Origin of the sequence: Oribacterium sp. C9 (assembly GCF_002007235.1) — a bacterium.
GTDB lineage: Bacteria > Bacillota > Clostridia > Lachnospirales > Lachnospiraceae > Oribacterium.
In genome coordinates this window covers 185,384-211,379 of the sequence record NZ_MUHW01000001.1, presented here as the reverse complement: position 1 = coordinate 211,379, position 25,996 = coordinate 185,384, and the positions used below count along the sequence as shown (strand labels likewise).

General features: G+C 42.4%; 38 protein-coding genes. All 38 read right to left on the bottom strand.

Annotated elements, in window-relative coordinates; genetic code table 11:
* Window positions 1-103: 103 nt before the first annotated feature.
* The 38 genes from BXO88_RS00975 to BXO88_RS00790 all read right to left on the bottom strand — a co-directional run bounded on the left by BXO88_RS00975 (window position 104) and on the right by BXO88_RS00790 (window position 25,576).
* A complete protein-coding gene (locus BXO88_RS00975; protein ID WP_078035907.1) occupies window positions 104-1,579 on the bottom strand; it encodes a hypothetical protein in 1,476 nt (491 codons plus the stop codon).
* 208 nt (window positions 1,580-1,787) lie between these two features.
* Window positions 1,788-2,324 carry a bL17 family ribosomal protein gene (locus tag BXO88_RS00970; RefSeq protein ID WP_036607965.1) on the bottom strand — a complete coding sequence of 179 codons (537 nt, stop codon included), beginning with the start codon at window positions 2,322-2,324 and terminating at the stop codon, window positions 1,788-1,790.
* 91 nt (window positions 2,325-2,415) lie between these two features.
* Window positions 2,416-3,369: a DNA-directed RNA polymerase subunit alpha gene (locus BXO88_RS00965; protein ID WP_078035906.1), complete on the bottom strand. Its 954-nt coding sequence runs from the start codon at window positions 3,367-3,369 to the stop codon at window positions 2,416-2,418.
* A 26-nt stretch (window positions 3,370-3,395) separates the two neighbouring features.
* Window positions 3,396-3,989, bottom strand: a complete 594-nt coding sequence (gene rpsD / locus BXO88_RS00960) for a 30S ribosomal protein S4 (protein WP_044996443.1) — start codon at window positions 3,987-3,989, stop codon at window positions 3,396-3,398.
* A gap of 144 nt (window positions 3,990-4,133) precedes the next feature.
* The gene (gene rpsK, locus BXO88_RS00955) at window positions 4,134-4,523 is read right to left on the bottom strand and encodes a 30S ribosomal protein S11 (RefSeq protein ID WP_036607960.1); all 390 of its coding nucleotides are present in this window, start codon (window positions 4,521-4,523) and stop codon (window positions 4,134-4,136) included.
* 131 nt (window positions 4,524-4,654) lie between these two features.
* The gene (gene rpsM / locus BXO88_RS00950; protein ID WP_036607957.1) at window positions 4,655-5,023 is read right to left on the bottom strand and encodes a 30S ribosomal protein S13; all 369 of its coding nucleotides are present in this window, start codon (window positions 5,021-5,023) and stop codon (window positions 4,655-4,657) included.
* A 21-nt stretch (window positions 5,024-5,044) separates the two neighbouring features.
* Complete coding sequence (gene rpmJ / locus BXO88_RS00945) at window positions 5,045-5,158, bottom strand: 50S ribosomal protein L36 (protein ID WP_003022746.1); 114 nt, start codon at window positions 5,156-5,158, stop codon at window positions 5,045-5,047.
* A gap of 113 nt (window positions 5,159-5,271) precedes the next feature.
* Window positions 5,272-5,490 (bottom strand): translation initiation factor IF-1, encoded by a 219-nt coding sequence (gene infA / locus BXO88_RS00940; protein WP_007157657.1) that lies wholly within the window; start codon window positions 5,488-5,490, stop codon window positions 5,272-5,274.
* A gap of 39 nt (window positions 5,491-5,529) precedes the next feature.
* Complete coding sequence (gene map / locus BXO88_RS00935) at window positions 5,530-6,282, bottom strand: type I methionyl aminopeptidase (protein WP_078035905.1); 753 nt, start codon at window positions 6,280-6,282, stop codon at window positions 5,530-5,532.
* Window positions 6,283-6,373: 91 nt separating this feature from the next.
* The gene (locus BXO88_RS00930; protein ID WP_078035904.1) at window positions 6,374-7,021 is read right to left on the bottom strand and encodes an adenylate kinase; all 648 of its coding nucleotides are present in this window, start codon (window positions 7,019-7,021) and stop codon (window positions 6,374-6,376) included.
* A gap of 77 nt (window positions 7,022-7,098) precedes the next feature.
* The gene (gene secY, locus BXO88_RS00925) at window positions 7,099-8,439 is read right to left on the bottom strand and encodes a preprotein translocase subunit SecY (protein ID WP_078035903.1); all 1,341 of its coding nucleotides are present in this window, start codon (window positions 8,437-8,439) and stop codon (window positions 7,099-7,101) included.
* Window positions 8,439-8,882, bottom strand: a complete 444-nt coding sequence (gene rplO, locus BXO88_RS00920; RefSeq protein WP_078035902.1) for a 50S ribosomal protein L15 — start codon at window positions 8,880-8,882, stop codon at window positions 8,439-8,441. The genes secY and rplO overlap by 1 nt, the downstream gene beginning before the upstream one ends.
* Before the next feature lie 11 nt (window positions 8,883-8,893).
* A complete protein-coding gene (rpmD, locus tag BXO88_RS00915) occupies window positions 8,894-9,079 on the bottom strand; it encodes a 50S ribosomal protein L30 (protein WP_029199686.1) in 186 nt (61 codons plus the stop codon).
* A gap of 17 nt (window positions 9,080-9,096) precedes the next feature.
* Complete coding sequence (gene rpsE, locus BXO88_RS00910; protein ID WP_036607943.1) at window positions 9,097-9,606, bottom strand: 30S ribosomal protein S5; 510 nt, start codon at window positions 9,604-9,606, stop codon at window positions 9,097-9,099.
* 21 nt (window positions 9,607-9,627) lie between these two features.
* A complete protein-coding gene (gene rplR / locus BXO88_RS00905) occupies window positions 9,628-9,990 on the bottom strand; it encodes a 50S ribosomal protein L18 (RefSeq protein WP_078035901.1) in 363 nt (120 codons plus the stop codon).
* Between the two features lie 16 nt (window positions 9,991-10,006).
* The gene (gene rplF, locus BXO88_RS00900; protein WP_078035900.1) at window positions 10,007-10,549 is read right to left on the bottom strand and encodes a 50S ribosomal protein L6; all 543 of its coding nucleotides are present in this window, start codon (window positions 10,547-10,549) and stop codon (window positions 10,007-10,009) included.
* 98 nt (window positions 10,550-10,647) lie between these two features.
* Complete coding sequence (rpsH, locus tag BXO88_RS00895; RefSeq protein ID WP_036607934.1) at window positions 10,648-11,049, bottom strand: 30S ribosomal protein S8; 402 nt, start codon at window positions 11,047-11,049, stop codon at window positions 10,648-10,650.
* Window positions 11,050-11,395: 346 nt separating this feature from the next.
* Window positions 11,396-11,581: a type Z 30S ribosomal protein S14 gene (locus BXO88_RS00890; protein ID WP_029199691.1), complete on the bottom strand. Its 186-nt coding sequence runs from the start codon at window positions 11,579-11,581 to the stop codon at window positions 11,396-11,398.
* 12 nt (window positions 11,582-11,593) lie between these two features.
* Window positions 11,594-12,133, bottom strand: coding sequence for a 50S ribosomal protein L5 (gene rplE, locus BXO88_RS00885; RefSeq protein WP_078035899.1), 540 nt, complete (start codon window positions 12,131-12,133; stop codon window positions 11,594-11,596).
* Between the two features lie 20 nt (window positions 12,134-12,153).
* Window positions 12,154-12,459: a 50S ribosomal protein L24 gene (gene rplX, locus BXO88_RS00880; protein WP_036607929.1), complete on the bottom strand. Its 306-nt coding sequence runs from the start codon at window positions 12,457-12,459 to the stop codon at window positions 12,154-12,156.
* A gap of 12 nt (window positions 12,460-12,471) precedes the next feature.
* The gene (gene rplN, locus BXO88_RS00875) at window positions 12,472-12,840 is read right to left on the bottom strand and encodes a 50S ribosomal protein L14 (protein WP_044996662.1); all 369 of its coding nucleotides are present in this window, start codon (window positions 12,838-12,840) and stop codon (window positions 12,472-12,474) included.
* Window positions 12,841-12,865: 25 nt separating this feature from the next.
* A complete protein-coding gene (gene rpsQ, locus BXO88_RS00870) occupies window positions 12,866-13,120 on the bottom strand; it encodes a 30S ribosomal protein S17 (protein WP_036607924.1) in 255 nt (84 codons plus the stop codon).
* A gap of 17 nt (window positions 13,121-13,137) precedes the next feature.
* Window positions 13,138-13,341: a 50S ribosomal protein L29 gene (gene rpmC, locus BXO88_RS00865; RefSeq protein WP_029199696.1), complete on the bottom strand. Its 204-nt coding sequence runs from the start codon at window positions 13,339-13,341 to the stop codon at window positions 13,138-13,140.
* Window positions 13,341-13,769 (bottom strand): 50S ribosomal protein L16, encoded by a 429-nt coding sequence (rplP, locus tag BXO88_RS00860; protein WP_036607922.1) that lies wholly within the window; start codon window positions 13,767-13,769, stop codon window positions 13,341-13,343. The genes rpmC and rplP overlap by 1 nt, the downstream gene beginning before the upstream one ends.
* 2 nt (window positions 13,770-13,771) lie before the next feature.
* Window positions 13,772-14,434 (bottom strand): 30S ribosomal protein S3, encoded by a 663-nt coding sequence (gene rpsC / locus BXO88_RS00855; RefSeq protein WP_036607919.1) that lies wholly within the window; start codon window positions 14,432-14,434, stop codon window positions 13,772-13,774.
* Window positions 14,435-14,448: 14 nt separating this feature from the next.
* Window positions 14,449-14,838, bottom strand: coding sequence for a 50S ribosomal protein L22 (gene rplV, locus BXO88_RS00850; RefSeq protein ID WP_036607917.1), 390 nt, complete (start codon window positions 14,836-14,838; stop codon window positions 14,449-14,451).
* A 34-nt stretch (window positions 14,839-14,872) separates the two neighbouring features.
* Window positions 14,873-15,145, bottom strand: coding sequence for a 30S ribosomal protein S19 (gene rpsS, locus BXO88_RS00845; protein WP_036607915.1), 273 nt, complete (start codon window positions 15,143-15,145; stop codon window positions 14,873-14,875).
* A gap of 19 nt (window positions 15,146-15,164) precedes the next feature.
* Window positions 15,165-16,010, bottom strand: a complete 846-nt coding sequence (gene rplB / locus BXO88_RS00840; RefSeq protein WP_078035898.1) for a 50S ribosomal protein L2 — start codon at window positions 16,008-16,010, stop codon at window positions 15,165-15,167.
* A 78-nt stretch (window positions 16,011-16,088) separates the two neighbouring features.
* Window positions 16,089-16,388 (bottom strand): 50S ribosomal protein L23, encoded by a 300-nt coding sequence (gene rplW, locus BXO88_RS00835; protein WP_044996696.1) that lies wholly within the window; start codon window positions 16,386-16,388, stop codon window positions 16,089-16,091.
* The gene (gene rplD, locus BXO88_RS00830) at window positions 16,388-17,008 is read right to left on the bottom strand and encodes a 50S ribosomal protein L4 (protein ID WP_078035897.1); all 621 of its coding nucleotides are present in this window, start codon (window positions 17,006-17,008) and stop codon (window positions 16,388-16,390) included. The genes rplW and rplD overlap by 1 nt, the downstream gene beginning before the upstream one ends.
* 25 nt (window positions 17,009-17,033) lie before the next feature.
* On the bottom strand, window positions 17,034-17,663 hold the full coding sequence (gene rplC, locus BXO88_RS00825; RefSeq protein ID WP_036607906.1) for a 50S ribosomal protein L3: 630 nt from the start codon (window positions 17,661-17,663) through the stop codon (window positions 17,034-17,036).
* A gap of 52 nt (window positions 17,664-17,715) precedes the next feature.
* The gene (gene rpsJ, locus BXO88_RS00820; protein WP_029199705.1) at window positions 17,716-18,033 is read right to left on the bottom strand and encodes a 30S ribosomal protein S10; all 318 of its coding nucleotides are present in this window, start codon (window positions 18,031-18,033) and stop codon (window positions 17,716-17,718) included.
* A 569-nt stretch (window positions 18,034-18,602) separates the two neighbouring features.
* Complete coding sequence (locus BXO88_RS00815; RefSeq protein ID WP_078035896.1) at window positions 18,603-19,856, bottom strand: hypothetical protein; 1,254 nt, start codon at window positions 19,854-19,856, stop codon at window positions 18,603-18,605.
* A 203-nt stretch (window positions 19,857-20,059) separates the two neighbouring features.
* A complete protein-coding gene (locus BXO88_RS00810; RefSeq protein WP_078035895.1) occupies window positions 20,060-21,064 on the bottom strand; it encodes a class I SAM-dependent methyltransferase in 1,005 nt (334 codons plus the stop codon).
* A 4-nt stretch (window positions 21,065-21,068) separates the two neighbouring features.
* Window positions 21,069-22,262: an acyltransferase family protein gene (locus tag BXO88_RS00805; RefSeq protein ID WP_078035894.1), complete on the bottom strand. Its 1,194-nt coding sequence runs from the start codon at window positions 22,260-22,262 to the stop codon at window positions 21,069-21,071.
* 235 nt (window positions 22,263-22,497) lie between these two features.
* Window positions 22,498-23,715 (bottom strand): ribose-phosphate pyrophosphokinase, encoded by a 1,218-nt coding sequence (locus BXO88_RS00800; protein WP_078035893.1) that lies wholly within the window; start codon window positions 23,713-23,715, stop codon window positions 22,498-22,500.
* A gap of 135 nt (window positions 23,716-23,850) precedes the next feature.
* Window positions 23,851-24,819, bottom strand: a complete 969-nt coding sequence (locus tag BXO88_RS00795; RefSeq protein ID WP_078035892.1) for an ATP-binding protein — start codon at window positions 24,817-24,819, stop codon at window positions 23,851-23,853.
* Window positions 24,806-25,576, bottom strand: coding sequence for a DnaD domain-containing protein (locus BXO88_RS00790; RefSeq protein ID WP_078035891.1), 771 nt, complete (start codon window positions 25,574-25,576; stop codon window positions 24,806-24,808). The genes BXO88_RS00795 and BXO88_RS00790 overlap by 14 nt, the downstream gene beginning before the upstream one ends.
* Window positions 25,577-25,996: the final 420 nt, after the last annotated feature.

Sequence of the window (25,996 nt, the reverse complement as noted above, 5' to 3'; positions counted from 1 at the left end):
CATATACCTTTGCTCTGTTTAATTCAAGCTTGTTTCTGTTTTTATTATCTTTAATTATTAAATATTTATATGATGGCCTGCAGGACGTCAGAAGGATCCGTCATCAGTGGATCCAATGTCCATCCGCTGCTATGGTGAAACCATCGAGTATGGTTGTACCCTTCGCCATATGACCATAATTATTGCCATTTTCTGCCGTCTTCGGATAGAAGTAGTAATACTGGTCGATGCCGTCAGCATCCTTTATGATCACCCACCCTGTCCTCATCTTTCCATCAGCATCAAAATAATAGCTCTTGTCGCCAATGTTTACAACGGCATCTCTGTACATGAGTCCATAATATTCGCCAACCTGAGGGTTCATATAGTACCATGTATTATTGATCAATACCCATCCGGTCTTTAAAGCCCCGCTATTAGAAAGATAATAGGTAGAAAAATTATCCTTGTAATAGAAGCCTGTCAGCATCTTTCCATCTGAATCAAATCTGTAGTACGCATTCTTCCATAACAGCCAGTCGCTGCATACCTTTGATCCATCGACTGTCTTGAAGTACCAGTAATTTCCCTCCTTGTACCAGCTTCCTGTGGTATAGGAACCGGTGTTTGTTGTGGTACTGCCGTTGGATACGACTGTGTTCTCGTATCCCGGAAGCGTTGTTGTCTGACCTGTATGTGAGTTATACACCGTATATGTCGTGCCGGAATTGTAATTCACTGCTGTATTGGTGATATTCATATTGCCCGTTAGCTGAGCACCGTTTAAAACATTATTGCTGTTTAAAAGATACTTAGAGTCATTATACGTTCCTGACCCGTCGGAAGTTTCACCTTCATTGATATTTATAGTGGATGATGCTACTGCGTCGGATTCCTTGCCGTTTTTTTGTGCTTCTGTATATGGTATCGTAGATACCTCAAAGTGATAGGAGCCTGTTCTGACCATATACGGATACATATTCAAGGAGGTCTGATCCGTGATGATATTCGCTGTCTTCACACCATCTCTGAAGAGACTTACCTTGTAATAGCCCGAGGTATTGGCAGGAGCTGTCCATACTGCAAGTCCCAATGTTGAATAACTCCATGCAGGGGATGATGGAGACTGATATGTCCCTTTTATTCCCTTAAGAGAAATAACAACTCTGAGAGCATAATTACCTTCCAGTCTGGCTGATACAAAGTTTCCTCCATTTACATGCACATTTTGACTGTTATATGTACCGCTGAAATAGTAATAAGTGTAATAGTCGTTGGTACGCTGCTTTTCCATCGATGTCAGATATATCTCAACATTCGGTGTTCCTCCGATATTAAGACTATCATTGCCAAGCCATGTGACATTACTTATTTCATACTGATTGTTGTCCGGGACAGAAAAATCACTTTCTGATATTGAAGGAATCTCTTCATTACCATCTATCTCAATATTCTTTAAATAGTCAGAAACTGTAATACGAACCGAGTTAATCCTTACACTTGTATCACCTGCGAAGGTTGTCCCGCAAAAAAGAAATACAAATAGTGGCATCATAACGATAATATGTATTACAGAATTATAGCATTTCTTCAGACTCATATTTTTCTCCCGCAAATTAACATAACTGTTTACAATAAGTATAACTTTTGTTGAGCATCATTCAATTTACAAATGTTTTAAGATGCTTGATAAATGTGCTTATATCATGCAACCTATGTTATATATACTTTATCTGAAATAAAAAAAGAGAATCATCACTTGGATGATTCTCTGAATATCTTCTAACGCTCGGGCGTTCCCGACTCTATTAAACGAGCTCGAGAAGAACTTCCATTGCAGCGTCACCCTTTCTAAGGCCAACCTTAACGATACGTGTATAACCACCGTTACGTGTAGCATACTTAGCACCGTACTCGTCAAAAAGCTTTGCAGCAAGATCTACCTTCTTGGTATTCTTCTTCTGACCAGCCTTAGCTGTTGGAACCTCAGTTACAGGGTAAAGGTATGCAAGGATCTGACGACGAGCAGCAAGTCTTGAAGGCTTATCCTTCTTGATTGTCTTCTCTACTTCGTCATAAACTGTAACCTTCTTACCGTCTACAACTTCCTTAACACGCTTGCCCTCAGCATCCTTACGAGCAACCTTAGCCTTTACAGTTACTTCTTCGAAGTTGTCCTTCTCCTTAACTGCAAGAGCGATAAGCTTCTCAACCTGCTTACGAACTTCCTTAGCGCGTGCCTCAGTTGTGAAAATTCTACCGTTATGAATAAGAGATGTTGTAAGAGCACGAAGCATAGCCTGTCTCTGTCTTGACTCTCTACCTAACTTTCTGTATTTTGCCATTTTTATAATCCTCCACCGTGCTTTTTAGTCTTACCGGTAAATACCTCTCAGCGTCTGTGGCTTTTCACAGATTACATACTATAAGAGAAGATCACTCTTCTCTTATAGTAAGGCTAAGATTCAATTCCTTAAGTTTTGCAAGTACTTCCTCAAGAGACTTACGACCAAGGTTACGAACCTTCATCATATCTTCAGGAGTCTTTGCACAAAGCTCCTGAACTGTATTAATTCCAGCTCTCTTAAGGCAGTTGTATGAACGAACTGATAACTCAAGCTCGTCAATATTCATTTCCAGAACCTTTTCCTTCTCATCATCCGGCTTCTCGATCATAACCTCAGCATTCTGAGCATTCTGTGAGAGCTCAACGAAGAAAGTCAAGTGCTCTGAAAGGAACTTTGCTGCATCAGATACAGCATCGTCCGGACTCATAGTTCCGTTTGTAAATACATCAATAGTAAGCTTATCGTAATCGGTCATATTACCTACACGAGTATTGCTTATAGACATATTTACACGTTCAACTGGTGTATAGATCGCATCAACATCGATCACTCCTGTTGGAAGATCATTTGTCTTTGATCTGTCTGCACCAACATAGCCTCTGCCCGAAGTAACAGTTATCTCCATCTCGAAGTTGGCTGTACCATCAGTAGCAGCAATCTTCTGATCCGGGTTAAGAATCTCTATATCTTCTGTAAGCTGGATATCAGATGCAGTAACTACACCCTCTCCATCAAAACTAAGATATAAGATCTTCGGGTCATCGGAGGACGATGTGTTCTTAATTTCAAGACTCTTGAGGTTCATGATAACCTCAGTCAGGGAATCCTTGACACCAGGAATAGTATCACTATCCTTGTCAGCGCCATTGATCTTCACCTGAGATACAGCTGTACCAGGTAATGCAGAAAGCATGATACGTTTCAAAGCATTGCCAAGAGTTGTTCCATAGCCTCTTTCCAGAGGTTCACAAACAAATCTGCCGTACTTCTTATCATCTGAAATCTCAACAATCTCAATGTTTGGTTTCTCAAAATCGAACATGCAATGCCTCCTTTATTGCAGGCTAATTATTTTGAATACAACTCGACGATAAGCATCTCGTTAACTGGAACGTCGATTTCCTCTCTAGTAGGAAGCTGCTTTACAGTAGCCTTTAAGTTTTCCTGATCTGCATCAAGCCAAGCTGGTGTTAAACGACCGTTTGTTACCTCAAGGATATCCTTGAATCTCTGAAGAGACTTCTTGTTCTCCTTAACAGCAACAACATCACCAGCTGAGATAAGGTATGAAGGAATGTTTACAACCTTACCGTTAACAGTAATGAGTCTGTGACCAACGATCTGACGTGCCTCACGACGTGTACGTGCAAGACCCATTCTGAAGATTACGTTATCAAGACGTGACTCAAGGAGAACCATAAGGTTTGTACCTGTCTGGCCCTTCATCTTGTTAGCCTTTGCATAGTAATTTCTGAAAGGCTTCTCAAGAACGCCGTAGATGAACTTAGCCTTCTGCTTCTCACGAAGCTGAGTACCATACTCTGACATCTTACGACGAGGATTTCTGAGCTGTCTGTTTGACTTCTTATCAATTCCTAAAAATACAGGGTCAAGTCCAAGTGACCTGCATCTTTTAAGTACGGGAGTTTTATCAACTGCCATAATTCTCTCTCCTTATTAATATCATGAAAAATTACGTGATACGTCCTTTACATCCTAAGACTTCTTCGGACAGATTTGCCGTTATTTTATACATACTACGGCCTATGTCTTTTAAGTTTTGCGTTAAGCTAATCCAAAAAAAGATTATACTCTTCTGCGCTTTGGTGGACGGCATCCGTTGTGTGGAACTGGTGTTACATCCTTGATAGATGTTACCTCAAGACCATTAGCCTGAAGTGCACGAATAGCTGCCTCACGTCCTGATCCTGGTCCCTTAACACTAACATCCACATACTTTAAGCCGTGTACTAAAGCTGCCTTAACAGCAGTTTCAGCAGCCATCTGAGCTGCATATGGAGTAGATTTTCTTGAACCTTTGAATCCAAGACCACCGGCACTTGCCCATGAAAGAGCGTTACCCTCTGCATCTGTCAGTGTAACGATAGTGTTGTTGAAAGATGCCTGAATATGTGCCTGTCCGCGTTCAACGTTTTTCTTTACGCGCTTCTTTGTTATTCTCTTACCTGAAGCCATATTAAAACTAACCTACTTTCCTTTAACTGTCTTCCTGTATTTAAAACATGAAGATCACAATAGTTACTTCTGATCTAAAATCAGATCGATCATTTCTGATCTGGACTTTCTTACCTACAAGAATAAGCTAATTACTTCTTCTTGTTAGCTACAGTCTTACGTGGTCCCTTACGTGTTCTAGCATTGGTCTTTGTCTTCTGACCTCTAACTGGAAGGCCTCTTCTGTGACGGATTCCACGGAAGCATCCGATCTCCTGAAGTCTCTTGATATCAAGAGCTGTTGATCTTCTGAGATCACCCTCTACTACCTGGTTCTCAGCAATATAGTTTGCGAGTACCTTTACTTCATCGTCAGTGAGATCCTTAACACGTGTATCAGGGTTAACGCCTGTTGCCTTGAGAATCTTATCAGCTGAAGACTGTCCGATACCATAGATATATGTCAGACCAATCTCGATACGCTTCTCTCTAGGTAAATCGACACCTGCAATACGAGCCATTTTTGTTTCCTCCTGTTAAAATTAACCTTGTCTCTGCTTGTGCTTAGGGTTTTCGCAGATAATTCTGATAGAGCCTTTACGCTTAATGACTTTGCATTTCTCGCAGATAGGCTTTACTGATGATCTTACCTTCATAGTAATTCCCCTTTCTAATAACGAATTCGAACAAAGTTGCCGTATTATTCTAACAAAAGCATCTTTACTTGTAAAGACTTTTTTCAACTAATGTAAGAATGATTTTTTCGGCTTTATTTGTCTCTCCAGATGATTCTGCCCTTTGAAAGGTCATACGGTGAAAGCTCAATCGTCACCTTGTCACCCGGAAGAATTCTAATGTAATTCATACGAAGCTTTCCGGAAATATGTGCAAGTACCTGATGGCCATTCTCGAGCTCAACCTGAAACATTGCATTCGGAAGTTTTTCGATTACTTTACCGGTAATCTCAATTACATCTGACTTTGACATTCAGTTCTCCTCTTCATTATTTAATCAGTTTCTTCTTATTTACTTAATCAGAGTCAGGATCTCAGGTCCGTTCTCTGTAATAAGAATCGTATTTTCATAGTGGCATGATATGCTGCCGTCGTCTGGAATAACCGCCCATCCGTCAGCGCCTGTGTGTACTGCCGGTGAACCAAGTGTGATCATAGGCTCAACTGCAAGTACCATGCCTGCACAAAGTTTCGGTCCCTTCCTTCGAAGATCATAGTTTGGAACCTCCGGATCCATGTGAATCTCTGATCCGATACCATGTCCACAGTAATCTGTGATAACACCGCAGCCCTGAGACTCAACATAATTTCCTATTGTGGCGCAGATATCATTTAAATGATTTCCTTCCACAGCCTGCTCAGCACCCTTCCAGAATGCATCATAGCAAACCTTCATGATTTTCTTAGCGTCATCGGAAACATTACCCACTGCCCAGGTTCTGGTAGCATCTGCATTGTAGCCATGATAGCTGGTGCAGGTATCAACCGAAACGATATCTCCGTCTTTTAATATACGATGACGATCAGGTATACCATGGATAACTACTTCATTTAATGATATACAGCAGCATCCGGGAAAATCATACAATCCCTTCATACTTGGAAAACCGCCAAGCTTGCGCATGGTCTTCTCGGCAAACTCATCAAGCTCTCCGGTGCTGATTCCGGGTGCGATCTTCTCACCCACTCTTTCATGCATTTCGGCAAGAATCTTTCCAGCCTCACGCATCAATTCGATTTCTCGCTTTGATTTGATTTCTATCATTGATAACTTCTTTCCGACTCAAAACTTAGAAAAAGGGATATGGCTCAGTTCGAGATATAACGACTGAGCTTATATCCTCAAAGTGTTACATTTATTTATTCTCAAGAATAGCAACCACGTCATTAAATACTTCCTGAAGCTCCTTTGTACCATCAACCTCGCGAAGTACATCGGCGTTCTTATAATAAGAAATAAGTGGTTCTGTCTGCTTATGATAAACATTGAGACGATCCTGAACTGTCTCCGGCTTATCATCTGAACGAATGATCAGTTCTGATCCGCACTTGTCGCAAACATTCTCTGTCTTTGGAGCAGCATATACAATATGATATGTTGCACCGCACTTAGGACATGCTCTTCTTCCTGACATACGCTGAACGATAGCCTCATCAGGAACTTCGATATCCATTGCGCAATCTATCTTATCACCTTTTTCAGCCAGTGCCTTTGTAAGACTCTCTGCCTGAGGGATAGTACGTGGGAAACCATCAAGTACATATCCATCCTTACAATCATCCTGAGCAATTCTGTCAAGAAGCATTCCGATGGTTACCTCATCAGGAACAAGCTCACCCTTATCCATGTAGGACTTAGCCTTCATTCCAAGCTCTGTACCACCCTTGATGTTTGCTCTGAAAATGTCTCCGGTTGAAATGTGTGGAATACCATACTTATCTGCAATCTTAATTGCCTGTGTGCCTTTACCTGCACCAGGTGCTCCCAGCATTACGATCTTCATTTAAGGCCTCCAATATAGTCTGATAAATAAACACTTATAGCCTCCCCGAAATCATGTTCAGAGGAGGCTTAATATCATCAGTCGTTTAAAAATCCCTTATAGTTTCTTACTACCATCTGTGACTCAATAGCCTTCAATGTCTCAAGTACTACACCGATTATGATGATCAGTGAAGTTCCTGCGAAAGAAATTCTGCCTACATTGAACACTCCTGATACAAAGATAGGAATGATGGCAACTATGGCAAGGCCGGATGCACCGATAAAAATAATATAAGTAAGAATACTGTCAAGGTAATCGCTGGTTGGCTTTCCAGGACGGATGCCCGGGATGAAACCACCCTGCTTTTTCATATTATTCGCAACCTCTAAAGGATTAAAAGAAATCGATGTATAGAAGTATGCGAAGAAGTACAGAAGAAGTATGTAAAGGATAAGACCGATGCTGTAGATCGGAGCATCCGGATCACACCATGAGCCAGAATTAAGACCTCTTAAGATCTGACCTGCAACTGTACCATAATTTACGTTCAGAACCTGTCCAACTACAACGGGCATTGTCATAAGTGAACTTGCAAAGATAACAGGCATAACACTTGCTGTATTAACCTTGAGCGGAATTGATGAAGACTGTCCTCCAACAAGACCTCTGCCCTGTACTCTACGGCTGTACTGTACCGGTATCTTGCGTTCTGCGTCAGTCAAAACGACTGTAAATGCAACAAGAGCGATAAGACATGCTGCGATGATAATAGCAGCAACAACCATTGTTGCAACATTCTTTCCCTGTATAAATCTTACATACAGAGTCTGAAAATCACTAGGAACTGATGAGAGAATATTGAAAAGAAGCACCAGGGAAATACCATTTCCGATGCCCTTATCTGTAATCTGCTCACCAATCCACATGAGAAGAGCTGAACCTGTAGTCATCGTAATAACAGCGATAACGACATCAGCAATCTTTCTCACTGTGCTCGCATCAGCGTAACCGATGAGAAGTCCCTGTCCGCCAAATCCGATAGCCATAGCGCTTGACTCGATAAGAGCAAGACCGATGGTAACGTATCTGGTGTACTCGGTAAGCTTCTTTCTTCCCTCTTCACCATCCTTTTGCAACTCTTCAAGAGCCGGAATGGCAACTGCAAGAAGCTGGATGATGATGGATGAAGTAATATACGGTGTGATTGACAACGCGAAGACTGACAGCTGCTCGAAAGAGCCGCCAGTCATCGTATTAAACCAACCAAATGCATCATTGTTAGCCATGCTGTTAAACAGCTCGGCAAAATACTCTGAGTTTACACCCGGAATAGGAAGATTCGATCCAAACCTAATTACTACGAGCATCAGGAAAACGAATATAAGTCTATTTCTTAAATCCTTAACCTTAAATGCATTTAGTAGTGATTTGAACATTAGATTACCTCACAGGTTCCGCCTAAAGCTTCAATCTTTTCCTTTGCTGATGCAGAGAATGCTGTTAACTTAACGTTAAGCTTCTTTGTAAGCTCACCGTTTCCAAGAACCTTAACACCATCGTTAATCTTCTTGATAACGCCCTTTGAAAGAAGAGCCTCGATAGTAACTTCCTCACCATCGTTGAACTTTGCTTCAAGAACAGAAAGGTTGATACCTGTGATAACCTTAGAATTACGATCCGTAAATCCTCTCTTAGGAATACGTCTGAACAAAGGCATCTGACCACCTTCGAAACCAGGTCTTGGTGCTCCAGATCTTGCCTTCTGACCCTTATGGCCCTTACCAGCTGTCTTGCCGTTTCCTGAACCATGACCACGGCCACGTCTGAAGTTCTTTGACTGCTTAGCGCCGTCAGCCGGCTTTAAATTAGCTAACTCCATTGTATGCCTCCTTAGATTTCTTCAACTTTTACAAGATGGTTAACTCTCTGAATCATACCTCTTGTAGCTCCATTGTCCTGAAGCTCTACAGTCTGACGAATCTTACGGAGACCAAGAGCCTGAACAGTTGCTCTCTGCTTAGGGATAGCACCGATTGGAGACTTTACAAGTGTAATCTTTAACTTCTTATCTGCCATTACTTTACCCTCCCTGATTAACCTGTAATCTCAGCTACAGTCTTACCACGAAGAGCAGCAAACTCCTCAGGAGTCTTCATTGCTGTAAGACCCTCAAGTGTAGCGAGAACTACGTTTGTCTTATTGTTTGAACCTAAAGACTTTGTACGAATGTTTCTGATACCAGCAAGCTCAAGAACAGAACGAGCAGGACCGCCGGCGATGATACCGGTTCCTTCTGGTGCCTTCTTAAGAAGTACTGTAGAACTTCCGAACTTACCTACATAATCGTGTGGTACAGACTTCTCATCTGTTACAGGAACTGTAACGATAGCCTTGCAAGCAGCCTCACGTGCCTTACGGATAGCCTCAGGAACCTCAACTGCCTTACCAATACCACAACCTACATGACCATTGCCATCACCAACTACTACGAGAGCAGAGAATCTCATGGTACGACCACCCTTTACAGTCTTCGCAACACGCTTGATGGCTACGACATTGTCGTTTAATTCTAACTGATTTACATCAATTCTTTCACGCTTCATCTTGCTTGTTTCTCCTCTCGATTAGAATTCAAGGCCAGCTTCTCTAGCAGCATCTGCAAGAGCCTGAACCTTACCGTGATAAAGGAAACCACCTCTGTCAAATACAACAGTCTTAATTCCCTTAGCCATAGCCTTCTCAGCGATGGCCTTACCAACGTACTGAGCAGCCTCAATGTTATTTGTGATATCTAACTTTGCATCCTTATCAAGAGTTGAAGCAGCGCAAAGTGTGTTGCCTGCAACGTCATCAATAATCTGTGCATACATATGCTTGTCAGATCTGAACACTGAAAGACGTGGTCTCTCTGGAGTACCAGATAAACGGTTTCTAAGTCTTACGTGCTTCTTCTGGCGAAGTTCAGCTTTATTTCTCTTACTTACCATTTCACTTTCCTCCTAATTACTTCTTACCTGTCTTACCAACCTTACGTCTGATTGTCTCATCAGCATACTTGATACCCTTGCCCTTATATGGCTCCGGTCCTCTCTTGCTGCGGATCTCAGCTGCGTACTGACCAACTTTCTCCTTGTCAATACCCTTTACGAAGATTGTATTTGTACCCTCGAGAACAGTCTCAACGCCCTCAGGATCTTCCATAGTTACAGGGTGAGAATAGCCAAGTGTAAGTGTAAGTGTCTTACCCTGCTTAGCAGCTCTGTAACCAACACCGTTGATCTCGAGCTTCTTCTCGAATCCCTTAGAAACACCGTCTACCATGTTCTGGAGAAGTGCTCTTGTAAGTCCGTGAAGGGACTTCTCTTTCTTATTATCATTAGGTCTTGTAACTACAACCTCTCCGTCCTTCTGCTCAAGTGTAAGCTCAGAAGCGAAAGCCTTCTCAAGAGAACCATTAGGTCCCTTAACAGTTACGAGGTTGTTGTCCTTGATCTCAACAGTAACGCCTGCTGGGATAGCTACCGGTAATTTTCCGATACGTGACATACTATGTCTCCTCTCTCTTAAATTCTCTGTCTAGCGACAGTTTTCAGATTTTAATAGTTTCAATTTGTGAATAATTCCGTTTCCGGTCAGTAATTAAATTACCAAACGAATGCGAGAACTTCTCCACCAACGCCCTTAGCTCTTGCCTCACGATCAGTCATAACGCCCTGATTTGTAGAAACAATAGCAATACCAAGACCGCCAAGAACAGATGGCATATTCTCCTTGCCTGCGTAAACACGAAGACCTGGCTTAGAAATCTTACGAATACCACTGATGATCTTTTCGTTCTTTGTAGCGCCGTACTTCAGAGTTACCTTGATGTCTTTGAACTTACCGCCATCAACCAGCTCATACTTTGCGATGTAACCCTCATTTACAAGGATGTCAGCAATAGCTACTTTCATCTTTGATGATGGGATGGTTACTGTGTCATGCTTTGCAGTATTTGCGTTACGAATTCTTGTAAGCATATCTGCGATTGGATCACTCATACTCATTTTTACGGATATCCTTTCTCAAATAGTGTAAAAATAAATTTGTTACAAATCCGAAATATTTTCGGACAAAGCAAATGCCACGTCTCCAGGTTGTTCTCACCCGACCAGTCCATCTCTCTTCCAGGAGAAGATAAATGCTTAATCGAATGGTACAGAACTGAATCTGTACTTCCTGTGGCGCAACATTTACATTATAACCATTTTATTCCGAGTTTCAACCCGGTCTGGCGTATCTTTTAGAAATATTTTTGTATTTCCTTGAATACAATCCAGAAATTATCACCTTTGACAACATTTTGGATATAAATCCAAAACATTGCCATCGGCTCTAGTAGAGTTTAAAGACTTACCAAGAAGCCTTCTTAACTCCTGGAATCTCACCCTTGTATGCTAACTCACGGAAGCAGATACGGCAGATGCCATACTTCTTGAGTACACTGTGTGGTCTTCCGCAGATCTTGCATCTTGTATAAGCTCTGGTAGAGAACTTTGGTGCCTTCTGCTGCTTTAACTTCATTGATAACTTAGCCATATTTCCCTCCGATTACTTTGCGAACGGCATGTTGAAAAGTCTGAGAAGTTCTCTTGCCTCTTCGTCAGTCTTAGCTGTTGTTACGAAGATAACGTCCATACCTCTAACCTTGTCAACCTTATCGAACTCGATCTCAGGGAAAATGAGCTGCTCCTTGAGTCCAAGTGCATAGTTTCCTCTGCCATCAAATGCATTAGGATTTACGCCTCTGAAGTCTCTAACTCGAGGAAGCGCAAGATTGATAAGTCTGTCAGCAAACTCATACATCTTCTCACCACGAAGAGTTACCTTGCAACCGATTGCCTGTCCCTCTCTGATCTTGAAGTTTGCGACTGACTTCTTTGCCTTAGTTGTTACAGCCTTCTGTCCTGTAATGATCTCAAGATCACGAACTGCGCTGTCGAGAACCTTGGAATTTTCCTTAGCTTCTCCTACTCCCATGTTGATAACGATCTTATCAAGCTTAGGAATCTCGTTTACATTCTTGTAACCGAACTTCTTAACCATAGCATCCTTGATTTCGCTATTGTAAAGATCCTTTAATCTAGCCATTTTAAAATTCCTCCTTTCTCTTAGTCAATAACCTTACCAGTTTTCTTAGCAACTCTAACCTTCTTGCCGTCTCTTACTTCGAAACCAACACGTGTTGGCTGTCCGTCTACAACGAGCATAACATTAGAAGCGTCGATAGCTGCTTCCTTATGAAGGATACCACCCTGAGGATTTGCCTGAGATGGCTTCTGGTGCTTGGTTACCATATTGCAGCCTTCAACGACTACTTTATTGGTTGCTGGGTCAAAGCTAAGAACCTTACCCTGCTTACCATTGTCCTTACCGGCAATGATCTGTACCATATCGTCTTTCTTAATTCTACGCATCTGGTAACCTCCTTACAGTACTTCCGGAGCGAGTGAAACGATCTTCATGTAACCATGATCACGAAGCTCTCTAGCTACCGGTCCAAAAATACGAGTTCCCTTTGGTGTTCCATCGTCCTTGAGAATAACAGCTGCATTCTCATCAAACTTGATGTAACTACCATCCTTACGACGAATGTCATCAACTGTTCTTACAACAACAGCCTTAACAACATCGCCCTTCTTTACCTGTCCGCCAGGGATTGCATCCTTAACAGATGCTACGATTGTATCTCCGACTGCAGCATATCTTCTGGTTGAGCCACCCATAACGCGGATGCAAAGAAGCTCTTTTGCACCTGTGTTATCAGCAACTCTAAGTCTTGTTTCCTGCTGAATCATATAATGCTCCTTCCTTGCCTCTTAATTATTTAGCCTTCTCAACGATCTCTGTCAGTCTCCATCTCTTGGTCTTTGACAGTGGTCTTGTAGCCATAACCTTAACTGTATCGCCAACACCAGCTTCGTTGTTCTCGTCATGAGCATAGATCTTAACTGTTCTCTTAACGATCTTTCCGATTACCGGATGCTTTACGTGATCTTCGATAGCGATAACGATGGTCTTGTCCATCTTTGCACTAACGACCTTACCGGTACGTGTCTTTCTAAGATTTCTCTCCATTGTTGTGCTCTCCTTTCTCACGCTTTAGCTTTCTCTGTGATAACTGTCTGAATACGCGCGATGTTCTTACGAACCTCTGTTATTCTAGCTGTATTATCAAGCTGATTTGTAGCGTTCTGGAATCTCAGGTTAAAGAGTTCCTTCTTGGCTGAAACAAGGTCAGCATTAAGCTGCTCTGTTGACTTTGCCTTTAACTCATCTAAGTAGGTTTTCTTCTTCATTAGTTATCACCGCCTTCCAGATCTGCCTTGGAAACGATCTTGCAATTACAAGGAAGCTTGTGTGATGCAAGTCTAAGTGCCTCTCTTGCGATCTCCTCAGGTACGCCTGCTATCTCAAACATAACTCTACCTGGCTTAACAACTGCTACCCAATATTCTACAGCACCCTTTCCGGAACCCATTCTGACTCCGAGTGGCTTTGCTGTGATTGGCTTGTCAGGGAAGATCTTGATCCAAACCTGACCGCCACGCTTAATGTATCTTGTAAGGGCTACTCTGGCTGCCTCGATCTGATTTGATCTGATCCAGCAAGGCTCAGTTGCGACAATACCAAACTCACCATAAGAAATCTTGTTTCCTCTGGTTGCTTTGCCCTTCATGTTACCACGAATCTGCTTACGATACTTCGTTCTCTTTGGCATTAACATAATTACTTATCGCTCCCTTCCTTGTTTTTCTTGGCAGGAAGAACTTCTCCCTTATAAACCCAGACCTTAACACCGAGCTTACCATATGTTGTATCAGCCTCGGCAAAGCCGTAGTCGATATCAGCTCTTAAAGTCTGAAGAGGAATTGTACCCTCAGAATAGAACTCACGTCTAGCGATATCAGCACCGCCAAGACGGCCACTTACAGAAGCCTTGATACCAAGTACGCCAGACTTCATTGTTCTCTGCATAGCCTGCTTCATAGCTCTTCTGAAAGATACACGGTTCTCAAGAGAAAGTGCGATGTTCTCTGCTACAAGCTGAGCATCACGATCAGGTCTCTTGATCTCCTTGATATCGATGTTAACGTTCTTTGAAGTAAACTTCTGAACTTCTTTTCTTACCTTCTCGATCTCTGCGCCGCCCTTACCGATTACGAAGCCAGGCTTTGCTGTAAAGATAACTACACGAACCTTGTCGTTTGCAGCTCTCTCAATCTCGATCTTTGAAACGCCTGCAGAATAAAGTCTCTTCTTCAGGAATTTTCTGATATTGTAGTCCTCAACAAGTGTATCGCCAAAGTTCTTCTTGTCAGCATACCACTTGGAATCCCAATCTTTAATAACGCCGACTCTAATGCCGTGCGGATTGACTTTCTGTCCCATTTATATGCCTCCTTTTACTTTCTCTCGTCTAAAACTACAGTAATGTGTGAGTTTCTCTTTAAGATTCTATAAGCTCTGCCCTGTGCTCTTGGATGAATTCTCTTCATTGTTGGAGCTGCACCAGCATAGCACTCAGCAACATAGAGGTTATCTCTGTTCATGTTGTTGTTGTTCTCTGCGTTAGCAGCAGCAGACTCAAGAAGCTTCTTTACTAATGTAGAAGCATATCTAGGGTTGTATGAAACAATACCGAGTGCCTCGTCAAGATTCTTGCCTCTGATAGCATCAAGAACGAAGCATGCCTTCTGAACTGATACTCTTGCATATGAAAGAGTAGCTGAAGGTCTCTTTACAGTATTTGCATTTCTCTCTCTCTTAATCTGAGATCTATGACCTTTTGACATTGTTAAAATGTCCTCCTTTCAAATATGCGCGAGTTTAAGCTCTCTTCTCGTTACCGCTGTGGCCGTGGAAAGTTCTTGTTACAACGAACTCACCAAGCTTATGACCAACCATGTCCTCTGTAACATATACAGGAACGTGCTTTCTACCGTCGTGAACCGCAATCGTGTGACCAACAAAAGATGGGAAGATTGTGGAACGACGAGACCATGTCTTAATTACGGCCTTGTTTCCGGAAGCATTCATTGCATCAACTGCCTTCTTAAGTGAAGCATCGATGAATGGTCCTTTTTTAATTGAACGTGCCATATTTTTCTCTCCTCCTCAATTATTTGATGGCTCTACCATCGCGTCTTCTGATAATAAGCTTATTAGAAGCCTTCTTCTTGTTACGTGTCTTGAGACCAAGTGCTGGCTTACCCCAAGGTGTGCAAGGTCCAGATCTACCGATAGGAGCTCTACCTTCTCCACCTCCGTGTGGGTGATCGTTAGGGTTCATGACAGAACCACGAACTGTTGGACGCCATCCCATGTGTCTCTTTCTACCAGCCTTACCAATGTTGATAAGGTTGTGATCGCCGTTACCTACAACACCGATTGTTGCACGGCACTCGATAGGAACCATTCTCATCTCGCCTGATGGAAGACGAAGAGTTGCATACTTTCCTTCTCTTGCCATAAGCTGAGCAGCATTACCTGCTGAACGAACCATACGTGCGCCCTTACCTGGTAAAAGCTCGATAGCATGTACGTTTGTACCTACAGGAATCTTTGAAAGAGGAAGACAGTTACCTACTCTTGCCTCTGCGTCAGGACCGCTCATTACCTTCATACCGTCTGTAAGGCCGTTAGGAGCAAGGATATATGCCTTTGAACCATCAGCATAAGCGATAAGTGCAATGTTAGCTGTTCTGTTAGGATCATACTCGATTCCGATTACTGTTGCAGGGATACCATCCTTTGTGTTTCTCTTGAAATCGATGATTCTGTATTTCTGTCTGTTTCCACCACCCTGGTGACGAACAGTGATCTTACCTTGATTGTTTCTACCAGCGTTCTCCTTAACTGTAGAAAGAAGTGATCTCTCAGGAGTCTTCTTTGTAATCTCAGAAAAGTCTGAACCGGTCATGTTTCTTCTCGAAGGTGTATAAGGTTTATATGTCTTAATACCCATGACTTGTTTTCTCCTTTAATGTTGTCACGTATAATAGAGAATTTTTCACGTGACTGTGTCTGCTATGTCAACTCAGAATCAAAGACCCTTGAAGATCTCGATGTCCTTTGACTCCTCTGTTAATGTAACGATAGCCTTCTTTGTCTTAGCTGTCTTACCGAAACGGAGACCTCTTCTCTTTGTCTTTCCGTCAGCGTTCATTGTGTTAACAGCCTTTACCTTTGTTCCCTCGAACATCTTCTCAACGGCCTCTTTAACCTGAGACTTTGTTACTTCAGGATTTACAAGGAATGTATACTTCTTGGATGCCATCTCGCCCATTGACTTCTCAGTAACAACCGGACGAAGAATAACGTCATAATACTTGATATCTGCCATTATGCGTATACCTCCTGAATCTTCTCAACAGCTGCCTTAGTAGCAACTACTGTCTGGTACTTAAGTACGTCATAAACATTGAGTTCGTTAACACCAGCTGTCTTAACATCTTCGATGTTTCTAGCTGAAAGAACTGCGCTCTTATCTGCAGAATCAAGAAGAACGAATGCCTTATTAACCTTAAGAGCATCAAGCATAGCCTGGAAGTTCTTAGTCTTAATCTCTGGGAACTTGATCTCATCAACTACGATAAGCTTGTTCTCAGCAACAGCATTGGAAAGTGCAGACTTAAGAGCTGCTCTCTTTTCCTTCTTGTTCATTGTTGTTGTATAATCACGTGGTGTAGGTGCGAATACAACTCCGCCGCCCTTCCACTGCGGTGCTCTGATAGAGCCCTGTCTTGCATGTCCTGTTCCCTTCTGTCTCCAAGGCTTTCTTCCGCCTCCTGAAACTTCAGAACGAGTTAATGCTTTCTGTGTGCCCTGACGCTTGTTAGCAAGCTGAGCAACAACTGCGAGGTGAAGAAGGTGCTCGTTAACCTCAACTCCAAATACGGAATCTGCGAGATCCATCTTGCCAACTTCCTTACCCTGCATATCAAATACTGATACGTTAGCCATCTATATGTTCCTCCTTTCTTTCGTCTCAGGCCTTTACTGCTTCTTTAACAGTAATAAGAGCCTTCTTAGGTCCTGGTACAGCTCCCTTGATAAGAAGCAGGTTGTTCTCAACATCAACCTTAACGATTGTAAGGTTCTGAGTTGTTACCTTTACTGCACCCATGTGTGAAGGCATTCCCTTACCAGGAAGTACTCTTGAAGGTGTAGCAGATGTACCGTTAGAACCCTGATGACGGTGGAACTTGGAACCGTGACCCATAGGTCCTCTGTGCTGACCATACTTTCTGATAGCTGACTCGAATCCCTTACCCTTTGAAATAGCGGTAACGTCTACCTTGTCACCCTCAGCGAAGATGTCTGCCTTAATCTCATCCTTAACGTTGTAGTTCTCAGCGTCCTCAAGTCTTAACTCCTTGACAAATCTCTTGCAAGGTACGCCAGCCTTATCGAACTGACCCTTCTGTGGCTTGTTGACAAGCTTCTCTCTCTTGTCCTGGAAGCCTACCTGAATTGCTGCGTAACCGTCATTCTCTACTGTCTTAACCTGTGTTACTACACAAGGGCCAGCCTGAAGTACAGTTACTGGAATAAGCACACCATCTGCATCCCAGATCTGTGTCATTCCTACTTTTGTAGCTAAAATAGCTTTCTTCATGTGTTCTCCTTTCTACAGCGGAGTCCGATGTCTCAGACTCATCCTAGAATCATTACTTGTTCTTCATCTTGATATCAACGTAAACGCCTGCTGGCATCTCCAGTCTCTGAAGAGCATCCATTGTCTTCTGGTTAGGACTGATAACGTCGATAAGTCTCTTGTGAGTTCTCTGCTCAAACTGCTCACGAGAATCCTTGTACTTATGTACAGCACGAAGGATTGTAACAACTTCCTTCTTTGTTGGAAGAGGTACTGGTCCGGAAACCTGTGAACCTGTCTTTTTGCAGTTCTCCACAATCTTTGCGGCTGATTCGTCCACAAGTGTGTGGTCGTACGCCTTGAGTGTGATTCTCATTACTTGACTTGCCATAAAAAAAGTCGCCTCCTATCGGTTATTTGACGATAAGTCGGTGACTGTACATTAATATGCACGCAAAACAATCGTGAGATTATGTTTTGTGCATCAAAAATCCATTTGCTGTTTAATGGATTAAATTGTAGTACAGTGACCTGCCGTCAGTTTCTAAACTAGACATTCGCTCCGTGAAGTTCTCTTACATGCCTTATACTTGGTTGCCGTATCAGCTCTCAGGCGGAACCCTAAGGTTCACTGGATCTTTTCAGATAATACTGTACGGATCTTGGCTTTCGTCCATGCAAGTAATCTTCAGTTCATCGCTATCATGTCACAGCGAATACTAAGATAACACAGGCTTTTTCTGATTTCAAGCGGTTTTTCCTAAAAAATGTATAAAATCCTATGCATTTTCCACCTAGCCGTGCGTATCTTTATTAATGTACCGCCCAGCAGGGTCACACCCTGCCGTGCGTGTCATATAATAACATCAGCTTTTTTTATTTGCAAGCCCCTATTTAATTTTTGTTCAAAAAAAGAGTCCGGACCCTGTCCGAACTCTTCTGTAAATCTTCATTATGCTATCAATCTATTTCATCTATATCAGGTGATGAAGCTGTAAGTGTCGATAAGCTTCCGCCAAGATTTGCCTTAAGTGTTCCGTCGGAATTGGTAGATACCTTATTTCCGTCAGAATCCTTGAGATTATTCTTGTTCTTCTGAACCGCACCGCTTGTTGATACTACATAGTCCTTACCATTTACGTTACATACCATATACTTGCAATCAGAATCAGCGCACTGAAGTTTTCCATTGTAATAAAGGAATCCATCCTTAACTCCGGTATATCCTCTGCCATTTGACTGTGCATAGAATGTGATCCTGTCTCCATCCGCTTCTGTCATGGAGAATCTTCCGGTCTTTACCGAGCAGTCATTCTTTGTTGAGCCGCAATAGTAATAGTAGGTTTCCGATTCATTTTCTGTATAGCCCTTCTGCATTCCGTAAACAGGATTTCCCTTTTCATTGAAAAGATACTTCTTGGAATTGATTGACTGTACAAGGTAGGCCGAGCTGGATCCTGCCGCTACATATCCGTTTGCCTTGAAGTAGAAGTACTCTACATCTCCGGTAGCAAGACTCTCATCATATGATCCTGTGCCTGATGAAACCACAGGTCCTATGGTGGTGTACCAGGTTCCTGAGATCTGCTGTCCCTGCTTGAAGTTTCCGTCAGTCTTCTCGGAAAAATACATGTATCCGGCTATCTCAGGACTCGCCTCGGTAACCTTTGTCCACCCAAGCTGCATAACACCGTTATCATCAAAACCATACTTTACTCCATCTATGGTCTTTACTGTGACATTCTCATTCTGTGCACAATACTTCTGCTTATTACTGGTTCCGAAATAAAACCATGCATATGATCCGGTCGTATAGTGAGAATCGTTAGCGTACTGGTAGATCATCTCATCCGGAATAGCTATATACTTCCAGCCTGAGGCAGCCGCTCCGGAATTAGGATCGCAATAGTACTTATAGTCATCTATCCATCCTGTCTGCATGATACCGTTCTCATCGAAGTAGTAATCATACCCGTTAACATTCTGCCAGCCGTTCTTACGAAGAGTTCCGTCCTGAGTAGCATAATACCATATGACCTGACCGTTACTGTTGGCCTTTATCCATGAATTGGTAACAACACTACCGCTGTCCTGAACATATACTTGCTCTCCACCCGCATTTGTTGTCCATCCTGCTGCCATAACTTCGATGGCGGAAATTGCCGCCAATGCTCCGGTTACGAGCATCAGTTTTGCAAGTTTCTCTTTTAACATATATAACACCCTCCTGATGATCTCCACGGAAGACCATCGTAAAATCCTTATTCCGCCTTGAATCTAAAAAAATCAATGCTTGATGTAATAATAATAACTTTAGGGTGTATCAATTGCAATTTATATTCCATTAACAATCAACATGAAAAAATTACGATTATCTTACACCGTTTCGCCCTAAAACCCTTGTATTTCTATGGTTTTCAGACATTCTTCATCCATCTTCCGGAGCATCCGCAAGGAAGAACCAATCCTGTTTCAGTAACAGGAAGGCCAACCTCTTCTGACTGAATGCTTCCTCCAAATCTCTTCTTTATAAGTACACCCAGCATATAGCTCATGACAGCAGGCTGAAGTCCTGTTGTATATGAATTAATAAGGAAGAAAATACTCTTATCTGTCAGAAGTTCAGATGAAAGCTTAATGAGCTGATATACAGCATCTTCAATTTTCCAGATCTCTCCCTTTGGTCCTCTTCCATATGACGGCGGATCCATGATGATAGCATCATACTTGTTTCCGCGACGTATCTCTCTTTCCACAAACTTCATGCAATCGTCCACCAGCCATCTGATAGGAGCCTGAGAAAGTCCTGACGCCTCGGCATTTTCCTTCGCCCACTGTACCATTCCCTTTGAAGCATCAACATGAGTCACATGCGCACCTGCCGCAGCCGCAGCCAGTGTAGCACCTCCTGTATAGGCAAAGAGATTGAGCACCTTTACTGGCTCATCTATCCCAAGTTTTTTTCGTCTTTCCGTTTCTCCCATTATCTCATTGGCGAACCAGTCCCAGTTAGCTGCCTGCTCAGGAAAAAGACCGGTATGCTTAAACGCAAAAGGCTTAAGATGGAATGTAAGAGTACGATCCTTTTCCGGTACTTTTGAAAGATTCTCATATACCGGTTCAACCGGTCTGTATGTCTCCTTTGATTCCGGAGCAAGATTGGAGAAACTCTTTCCTGCGCCGCCCAGGACATATGAGATTTTCCACTGCTTAGGCAGATCAAAAAACTCCCATTCTCCCCCGCCTCTGTCAGAACGATGATAGTGTCCGTTGAGCTTTTTCCATGCGGCATTTTTAAAAGGAGTCTGCCAGATAACCTGAGGATCCGGTCTTCTGAGAATGTACTTTCCCCATCTTTCAAGCTTATCGCCTGAACTTGTATCAATCACTTCATAGTCTTTCCAATGATCTGCTATAAACATCTGATTATCTCCCTCCACTGAGTAATTTCCACGAAAAAGGTATGTATTTTTTAAGCATCAGCTTCAATCTGTATGCAATAACTATGCTTATCACAGGTGTGGCAAAGTACGCCGCCAGTCTGAATGCCTCTTCAGCAAACCCATGATAGCCAACGTTCATGTACTCTAACATAAATATCACCCCTCTGGCAATCGGGAAATGTACTGCATACAAAAAGAAACTGTTTTTCATGATTTCACGGGCATCAGGCATCCTTTCAGGCAGCACTAACCAGATACCGATGCAGAGCAGCAGACGGCGCAACGAGCTCACTACAAGCTGTCCTCCCGTTGACAGAATATCAATTAACACATCTTTAGGGAGCTTAGCAAGCACTCCACTCATAAATACGGAAATGTCTCCACCAAAATACCAATAGGAAAGCTGATTCATGAGACCTGTGTCCACAGGTGACACAACAAAATTCTGCATCCCCACAGTTGTAAATATCTGCGAGATCCACACTAGAGCTATAAGCAACACTCCAACTACGCGTCCCGTTTTTTTACTATTTTCAAAAGAGCTGCCGAAGAAGCATGCAAGTGCTCCCCCAGTAAAATAATAAATCAAGGCGTCTTCATTAATTAACGGAATATCTCCTCCATTGATAAGAAAGCATATATAAAGGACTCCCGCAAGAGCTGCTACTACCCCTCTTTTTAATAGCAGATAAAAAACCGGGGCAAGAGCAGTCAGTAGTATAAGCTGATACAGGTACCAAAACACCGGATTGTACTTGTAGTTCGTTACCGCCGCGTTTAGCTCCGCTATGCTTACCGAAGCTCTCCCCATCACAATATATATTATATAGTAGATAACGTTCCACGCCCCATAGGGAACCAGAAGTGTCATGAACCTGCTCTTCCATTTTCTGACAATGTCTCTAAATCCGCCCAGAGTCCTATAAAACATGTATCCCGAAAGCATAAAGAATCCGGGTACTGCCGCCTGTCCCAGGGCATTGGAAAAAAAGTTCTCGATATGGGCAGCGATTCCTGTCATCCCGCCGAGATCGATATTATTCAGATCAGAAGACTGGATCATCAAGAGCAGAGTACTGTTGTCCGATGCAAAATTCACGGAATGCACCAACACCACCAGCACACTCATAAGAAATGTAAATACATATACCTTGTTAGAAAAACTGTTCTTCGTCAAAACTTTTCCTTTAAAAAATCAAGCTTTATCGTAACATCCGCGCAGCAGATCTGCTGCCGCACTATTCCACTCAGACTTTTCAGACGTTCTCTAATGCAAGCAGCACGCCTGCCAGAAAGCCTTATGGCATAAACAATAAAAGGCCGTCCTTTCCGGACGACCCTTCATCTCTGTACAAACCCAAGTGTTTCCTTATCATATAGAATCCATGGTCTCGTACTATTATATAACAATTTTAATCAAATGACAGTTCCATCTGCTTGTTCACACCTGCACGATGCTCTCTGTAAGCAGCAACCTTCTGGTTGATTCTTGTTGAAGTATCAAGGATAGGAGAAATACTCATATCGTGATTCAGACTATCAATAAGAAGTGCAATATACTTTGACATGTCTACACTTCTGTACCATGGCTTGGTAAGAAGCTCAGGCTGCTGATAGATAAGATCTGTGGTGTAAACGCCGTTAAGTGTGCCGTTTGCATACGCCTGATCGAACTTGTTAAATCCTGAAGTGAAGAGACCGAATGTGCAGCATGCGAATACTCTCTTGGCCTTGCGCTCCTTAAGTTCCTTGGCTGTATCGATCAATGACTCACCGGAGGAGATCATATCATCAATGATAAATACATCCTTACCTTCAACGTCTGTTCCCAGGAACTCGTGAGCAACGATAGGATTACGTCCGTTTACAACCTGTGCATAATCACGGCGCTTGTAGAACATACCCATGTCGATTCCGAGAACGTTGGCATAGTAGATAGCTCTTCCCATACCACCCTCATCAGGGGAAATGATCATCATATGATCCTTGTCGATATCCAGATCATCGATGCTGTTGAGGATAGCCTTGATGAACTGATATGAACATGAGATGTTATCAAAGCTGTCACGAGGGATAGCATTCATGACTCTAGGATCATGAGCATCAAATGTGATAAAATTCTCAACACCCATCTCATGAAGCTCCTGAAGCATGATAGCACAGTCCAGAGACTCACGGCCTGTACGCTTATGCTGACGTGATTCATACATGAAAGGCATGATAACATTGATACGCTTTGCCTTTCCTGTTGTTGCCGCGATCACCCTCTTAAGATCAGCATAGTGATCATCCGGAGACATATGGTTTATCTGTCCGAAGAGGCTGTATGTCTGTGAATAGTTCATAACATCAACCATAAGGTAGAGGTCAACACCACGAACTGTCTCTAAAATGTTAGCCTTTGCTTCACCTGAGCCAAAACGGGAAACCTTTGACTTAACGATGTAGCTGTCCTTCTGATAACCGTTGAAAGCGATAGTCTCTTTATGCTCGCTCTCACGCTGACCGCGCCATTTTGATAAATACTCATCTACTCTCTGTCCGAGAGGCATGATTGAGTCAAGTGGCATAAGTGCAAGAGGTCCAACCGGAATACGCTCAATAAACTCTGAAGTTCTGGAATCTGACATTTCTTTTTCTCCTCCTTAAGAACTGTCCTAACTGTATACATCTGTCATTTTATAAATAAATCAACAAAAACCATAGTTTTTATCTACTATCTTTCTGATGACCACTAGATAAATTACTTCATCGTTTGATTGCTGTCAATACAGTCTTTGATCATTTCCATATAGAGGAATGATGTAATAATCGGATATAATTCGTGAAGATATACGTTCCGTGTACAAATCTCTGATCATATTTAAGCTCAGATTAGTGGAAATGATCACAGATTTGTGAAAAACCATACGCTGGTTAAGCACATAGAACAATTTTGATGTTGTATAGCTATTATTTAATTCTGTCCCTAAATCGTCTATGACCAGAAGATCACAATTCAATATAGCATCCTGAATTTCCTGCTGATCCTCATCATCCTTTCTCATAGCTTTGGAGAAGCTTTCAAACAGATCCGTACTTGTGAGATATATGACAGAATGAAAGCTGTCCATCAAAGCCTTCGCAACACAGTTAATAAGAAAGGTCTTTCCGGTTCCGGTACTTCCGGTGAACATAAGACTTCCTCCCTTTTTATCGAAGTCTCTGACCCACTGAAGAAGTGACCTGTGAATCTCTCTCATATAATCCCTGTTGGTCCTGCCATCTGCAAGTATAGGCACCTGATCATCGTATCTGTTGATATCAAAATAATCAAAATTCTGTTTCTCAACTATCTTATCGATGTTTGACTGCTGATACAGATACTTCATCTGCATCTCTATAAAGCAGTGGCACTTCCTGCCGTTTATAAATCCCGTATCCTTACAATCAGGACATCTGTAATGAAGCTCCAGATAATCTTCAGGAAGTCCATGCTCCGACAGTATATCTCTTTTACGCTGACGGACCTTTTCTATGGAAGCTTTAAGCTCGGACAGCTTTTCCTTTCTGCCCTCCTTCATAAGATGAAAGGTTTTAAGAGACTCCGTACGGACATAATCCTCAAGGGCTTTAAGCTCCGGAAGCTTCCGATATACCATGCTGCGTCTCATCTCCAGATTTCTGTTATCTTCCATCCGGCGTTCATCGTAGACACGCATAATCTGATTGTACTGTGCATTAGTCAATGACATGATTCATCCTGTTCAAAAGGCGTGTCTGTACCAGACCATCAAGGTCATCCGCACGCTGAGTGAAATTAACAAATTTGTTGGTCTTTGCCACCGGCTTCGGAGCCGCCTTCTTTACAGCCTTCTCTTCAAAGGACTTAACCAGCTCTCTGGCCTGCTGAAGTGTAACAACTCCCTGCTCATGCCAGTTTATAGCCACAGCCTGCATGTACTTATATGTAGTCTTCTTTATACTTGCACAGTACTCAAGAAGATACTCTATAACATCTGCAGACATGTTGAGATCCTTATACATATACTCAAGAGCTTCTATCTGTCTGATACTCGGAAGTGTAGGAAGAACGTGCTTGGCTACAAAAAGAATTCCCTTAAACTCTTCGTCATCCTGAATATCATCCACTGTGCCTTCGATATGCTCAATGGCCTCCTGTGCCTTAAAGAACTGGTCCTCAACCTGCTCCATGGATGCTGCATGCTCTTCAGCTTTTTCTGCTGCATCCTCTTCTGAAACCGCTACTCCTTCAGAGCTCTTGAAAACACCGAGCTTCTCCCAATATCTCACAGCTCTCTCAATATCATTATCTGTAAGATTCAGTGAATCCGCAGCTTCCTCAAGAGAATACTTCTCACCCCTATGACGCAATATATATAAATAGACCTTAATATAGTCTCCATTGGCAGTTCCGAGATACTTATCCAGAAAATCATCTGATATGCATGTCGCTCGAACCGCAAGATTATCAACAATATTTGTGCCCATCTCATAACCCCCAAAAACGCACGAGCATACGTGCCTGCACTGCAATACAGACACTGCTCCCTCATCAGTGCCTAGATATTAACACACTAAAAATGGGGCTTCAATAATCCCAGTCCACAACTTTATCCACCATATTTATCCACATTGCTGTGGATAATGTGCACTACTAAAATGTCAAGTGCCCTACAATCATTTTAATTTGTTCACAATTTAAATACAATGTGTAAAAACACGCAAAATCAATGTCAATATCCTTGTGTAATTGTATTTTAAAAGTACAATGCTTAGTTATCCACATCAAGACGGTGGATTTCCTTTATTTTCAGAAATAAAAAAATTTATTTTATTTTCAAAAAGCACTTATAGTGGTGGCAAAATAATCTTTTTTATGCGTTTTTTTACCTTATATCCCAAAATTAC

Coding starts and splice junctions, on each gene's coding strand:
- BXO88_RS00795 (WP_078035892.1), bottom strand. CDS start 24,819: ATGTCATTGACTAATGCACAGTACAATCAGATTATGCGTGTCTACGAT.
- rpsM (WP_036607957.1), bottom strand. CDS start 5,023: ATGGCTCGTATTGCAGGTGTCGATTTACCTAGAGAGAAGCGTATCGAG.
- BXO88_RS00975 (WP_078035907.1), bottom strand. CDS start 1,579: ATGAGTCTGAAGAAATGCTATAATTCTGTAATACATATTATCGTTATG.
- rpsE (WP_036607943.1), bottom strand. CDS start 9,606: ATGAAGCGTGAAAGAATTGATGTAAATCAGTTAGAATTAAACGACAAT.
- BXO88_RS00800 (WP_078035893.1), bottom strand. CDS start 23,715: ATGTCAGATTCCAGAACTTCAGAGTTTATTGAGCGTATTCCGGTTGGA.
- BXO88_RS00790 (WP_078035891.1), bottom strand. CDS start 25,576: ATGGGCACAAATATTGTTGATAATCTTGCGGTTCGAGCGACATGCATA.
- rpmC (WP_029199696.1), bottom strand. CDS start 13,341: ATGAAGAAGAAAACCTACTTAGATGAGTTAAAGGCAAAGTCAACAGAG.
- rplO (WP_078035902.1), bottom strand. CDS start 8,882: ATGGAGTTAGCTAATTTAAAGCCGGCTGACGGCGCTAAGCAGTCAAAG.
- rplE (WP_078035899.1), bottom strand. CDS start 12,133: ATGGCTAGATTAAAGGATCTTTACAATAGCGAAATCAAGGATGCTATG.
- BXO88_RS00970 (WP_036607965.1), bottom strand. CDS start 2,324: ATGGCAAAATACAGAAAGTTAGGTAGAGAGTCAAGACAGAGACAGGCT.
- rplR (WP_078035901.1), bottom strand. CDS start 9,990: ATGGTAAGTAAGAGAAATAAAGCTGAACTTCGCCAGAAGAAGCACGTA.
- rpsK (WP_036607960.1), bottom strand. CDS start 4,523: ATGGCTTCAGGTAAGAGAATAACAAAGAAGCGCGTAAAGAAAAACGTT.
- rpmJ (WP_003022746.1), bottom strand. CDS start 5,158: ATGAAGGTAAGATCATCAGTAAAGCCTATCTGCGAGAAATGCAAAGTC.
- map (WP_078035905.1), bottom strand. CDS start 6,282: ATGATAGAAATCAAATCAAAGCGAGAAATCGAATTGATGCGTGAGGCT.
- rpsQ (WP_036607924.1), bottom strand. CDS start 13,120: ATGGAGAGAAATCTTAGAAAGACACGTACCGGTAAGGTCGTTAGTGCA.
- rplF (WP_078035900.1), bottom strand. CDS start 10,549: ATGTCACGTATCGGAAAATTACCGGTAGCTATCCCAGCAGGCGTTACT.
- rpsJ (WP_029199705.1), bottom strand. CDS start 18,033: ATGGCAAGTCAAGTAATGAGAATCACACTCAAGGCGTACGACCACACA.
- rpsD (WP_044996443.1), bottom strand. CDS start 3,989: ATGGCAGTTGATAAAACTCCCGTACTTAAAAGATGCAGGTCACTTGGA.
- rplP (WP_036607922.1), bottom strand. CDS start 13,769: ATGTTAATGCCAAAGAGAACGAAGTATCGTAAGCAGATTCGTGGTAAC.
- rpsS (WP_036607915.1), bottom strand. CDS start 15,145: ATGGCACGTTCAATTAAAAAAGGACCATTCATCGATGCTTCACTTAAG.
- rplN (WP_044996662.1), bottom strand. CDS start 12,840: ATGATTCAGCAGGAAACAAGACTTAGAGTTGCTGATAACACAGGTGCA.
- rpsC (WP_036607919.1), bottom strand. CDS start 14,434: ATGGGACAGAAAGTCAATCCGCACGGCATTAGAGTCGGCGTTATTAAA.
- rplC (WP_036607906.1), bottom strand. CDS start 17,663: ATGAAGAAAGCTATTTTAGCTACAAAAGTAGGAATGACACAGATCTGG.
- BXO88_RS00965 (WP_078035906.1), bottom strand. CDS start 3,369: ATGTTCGATTTTGAGAAACCAAACATTGAGATTGTTGAGATTTCAGAT.
- BXO88_RS00815 (WP_078035896.1), bottom strand. CDS start 19,856: ATGTTAAAAGAGAAACTTGCAAAACTGATGCTCGTAACCGGAGCATTG.
- rplV (WP_036607917.1), bottom strand. CDS start 14,838: ATGTCAAAAGGTCATAGATCTCAGATTAAGAGAGAGAGAAATGCAAAT.
- rpsH (WP_036607934.1), bottom strand. CDS start 11,049: ATGAGTATGAGTGATCCAATCGCAGATATGCTTACAAGAATTCGTAAC.
- infA (WP_007157657.1), bottom strand. CDS start 5,490: ATGTCAAAGTCAGATGTAATTGAGATTACCGGTAAAGTAATCGAAAAA.
- rplD (WP_078035897.1), bottom strand. CDS start 17,008: ATGGCTAACGTATCAGTATTTGATATGCAGGGTAAGGAAGTTGGCAAG.
- BXO88_RS00930 (WP_078035904.1), bottom strand. CDS start 7,021: ATGAAGATCGTAATGCTGGGAGCACCTGGTGCAGGTAAAGGCACACAG.
- rplX (WP_036607929.1), bottom strand. CDS start 12,459: ATGCGTAGAATTAAGAAAGACGATATGGTACAGATCATTGCCGGTAAG.
- BXO88_RS00890 (WP_029199691.1), bottom strand. CDS start 11,581: ATGGCTAAGTTATCAATGAAGTTAAAGCAGCAGAAGGCACCAAAGTTC.
- BXO88_RS00810 (WP_078035895.1), bottom strand. CDS start 21,064: ATGTTTATAGCAGATCATTGGAAAGACTATGAAGTGATTGATACAAGT.
- rplB (WP_078035898.1), bottom strand. CDS start 16,010: ATGGGTATTAAGACATATAAACCTTATACACCTTCGAGAAGAAACATG.
- rpmD (WP_029199686.1), bottom strand. CDS start 9,079: ATGGCAGATAAGAAGTTAAAGATTACACTTGTAAAGTCTCCAATCGGT.
- secY (WP_078035903.1), bottom strand. CDS start 8,439: ATGTTCAAATCACTACTAAATGCATTTAAGGTTAAGGATTTAAGAAAT.
- rplW (WP_044996696.1), bottom strand. CDS start 16,388: ATGGCAGATATCAAGTATTATGACGTTATTCTTCGTCCGGTTGTTACT.